Below are 2,671 nucleotides of genomic sequence, written 5' to 3' on the forward strand. Positions count from 1 at the left end.
AAATGGAACTATAAAACAGCAATCCCTATATATTACCCGAGAGTTAACAATATTAGCTTACTTCTTCCTCTTTGCTTAACAAACAATGATAATAAAGCTGATGTTGCATTGGTTATACAAAAACTTGATACCGGAAATTATCAGGGGCAAACAATTCTTACTCTTGATATGGCTTATCAAGATGCCCGACAGATATGTCGTCCTAACAGTGAATGGCTAACAACAGAAAATATCGAAGCAAGTTACTCTAATGATTGTGAAGACGACATAAATGAATAATATTTCGTAAATAAGAATGCACCTTGCAGTTTTGCAGGGTGCATTGCTATTTTTAAGGAAATCCTTTTATAACACACAAGAGCCGATGCGTATTGCACCGGCTCTTGCTTGATGGAGAGATTAGAATGAATTATTTATATAAACAGGAGCATTACCAGCCAAACATCTGTGACCAGATTGAGTCGTCACCATTTGAGCTATTGCCCTCTGAAGTTGGAGTAGTGGTTTTCTGCGAACCGTTTGTAATCTGTGAATTGCTTACCGCCGGCACATATTCTTCAAGTACAAATGAAATTGTCTTGCTTGTGCCTCTGCGGCTTACTGTGAATGTCACTGTGTCACCTACCTCAGCATTCTGAAGTGCTGTGGTAATATCATCTGATGAAGATACATCTGTATCGTTTACCTTTGTAACTAAGTCGCCTCTTGTCATACCAGCCTTTTCAGCGTTTGAACCTGTGTCAACTGAAAGTACATAGCAGCCTGTTTGATTTACGCCGTAATAGAAAGCGGTTTCGTTTGATGTAATGTCTGTAAAGTCCATACCAAGGTCAACCTTACCTGTTACATAGCCGTATTCTTTAAGGTCGCTGAGAATGTCAAGAACATTGTTAATCGGAATAGCAAATGCGATACCCTCAACCTCGGTTGCACTCTGCTTAGCGTTTACAATACCGACAAGCTCGCCGTTAGCATTGAAAAGTCCGCCGCCTGAGTTGCCTGGGTTTACCTGAGCATTTGTCTGCAAAAGTGTCATCTGAGTATCTTCAATAGTAACCTTTCTTGCGAGGGCTGAGATGATACCGTCTGTAACTGTACCTCCAAGCTCACCGAGTGGGTTACCGATTGCTACTACATAGTCGCCTACTGCAAGACTGCTGCTATCGCCAAAAGTTGCAGGAGAAAGACCTGTTGCGTCAACCTTTAATAAAGCAATATCATTGTCTGCATCACTGCCAATGATTGTAGCGTCATACTCTGTGCCATCTCTGAGTCTTACTTTAACAGAATTTGCACCGTCAATAACATGGTTATTTGTGAGAATGTAACCGTCCTGCGAAATGATAACGCCGGAGCCTGCACCCTGCTGAACATACTGCTGAGCAAACGAACCTGTTACAACGCTCTCCGTTGAAATTTCAACAACGCTGTCGGCTGTCTTTTTAACAATCTCTGAGGTTGAATTTGCGGTAGAGGTTGTTGATGCGGTTGTGGTTGTTCCGCTGCTGTTTGCCTTAGTAATATTCAAACTGCCGCTTGTAGTTGTGTTCATTTTATTTGCAAGATATCCTCCGCCAAAACCAAGTCCGCAAGAGAATACCATTGTTACTGCAAGTGCGATTGCAATTCCGCCTCTTGTCATCGGCTTTCTCGGTTTCTTTGGCTTTTTTACCTTTGGTGGTTTTGCATTTGCTGCGTGATGATTTGGAGCTGTGCCATATGGCTGAGAATTATACACATTCTGTGACTGCTGATTCTGTGCAGTGTAGCCATTAGAAGTGTTTGACTGATAATTATCATAGGTATTTGCATTTGGGTTATGATAATTATTGCTGTAGCCTGCACCGGTATTCTGAGATGAATAGCTCTGCTGTGAAGAATACTGAGTCTGCTCATTGTATCTGTTTGGATTATGAGAAGCGTCTTTGTTGTTGCCGTTTACATATGAGTAGTGATACTCTGAGTCGGTTGACTTTGACTCGGTTTTATCAGAATTCCATTCGTATGAAGCAGATTTGCTTTCCTGTGTGGTATCTGTGCTTTCCGGTGTAGTGCCTGTTGTGTTCTCAGAATTGCCTGAGTAAATGTCATCGAATTCATTTGGATTTTTATTATCAAGCATTTTTTAGTCCTCCTTAAATGCTGTGTCTTTCGTATCTCTTACGATGTATATATAATAATTTTGCCAAGTGAAAACTATATGAACTCGTTTTGAAATGAATATGAAATAAATTGAAATAACTATGAAACCGAATTCACTTTATATTCTTAATCGCCTTATTGCAAAATATGACTCTATAATGAAAGTTGAGATAGCTTTGCTAAACAACGGTCGGGAAATTTTGCTTAAATTATTACAGAATTTATACTCGGAAATAAAAATTTGGTCAACCTTTTTCAAAGGTTGTGGGTTTGGGCAAAGCACACAATACTTTAGATAACGCAAAGTTTTGATAGCCAAACAGCTTGCTGTTTGGTGGCTTGAGCTCAATAGTAAAAGCTTTATAATGGCGATAGCAACACAAAACAGAAAAAATATTGTTTTCAATTTATAAATTATTTCTTATCAAAAGGCTGTCGCCTGTTTTATCAAACTTTGCTTTAGCACACAAACAGCATTGCTGTTTGTGCCTGAAAATTTGCAATAAACACAACTTTTCTTGGGCTTTGC

Annotated in this window: 2 protein-coding genes; one reads left to right on the forward strand and one right to left on the reverse strand. The window is 39.5% G+C overall.

All coding sequences use genetic code 11. The annotated features are described in order from the left end of the window. A partial coding sequence (locus ACJMMI_RS05085; RefSeq protein ID WP_405354097.1) for a DUF3825 domain-containing protein occupies window positions 1-279 on the forward strand: 279 nt, incomplete at its 5' end. A 151-nt stretch (window positions 280-430) separates the two neighbouring features. Here the strand turns inward: ACJMMI_RS05085 and ACJMMI_RS05090 are convergent. Then, entirely contained in the window at window positions 431-2,122 is a 1,692-nt protein-coding gene (locus ACJMMI_RS05090) for a S1C family serine protease (RefSeq protein WP_405354098.1), read from the reverse strand. Between the last annotated feature and the right edge of the window lie 549 nt (window positions 2,123-2,671).

Source organism: Ruminococcus sp., assembly GCF_045129435.1.
Classification (GTDB): Bacteria; Bacillota; Clostridia; order Oscillospirales; family Acutalibacteraceae; genus Ruminococcoides.

Excerpts from the sequence above, each read along its gene's own strand:
- ACJMMI_RS05090 (WP_405354098.1), bottom strand. The coding sequence starts at position 2,122 with ATGCTTGATAATAAAAATCCAAATGAATTCGATGACATTTACTCAGGC.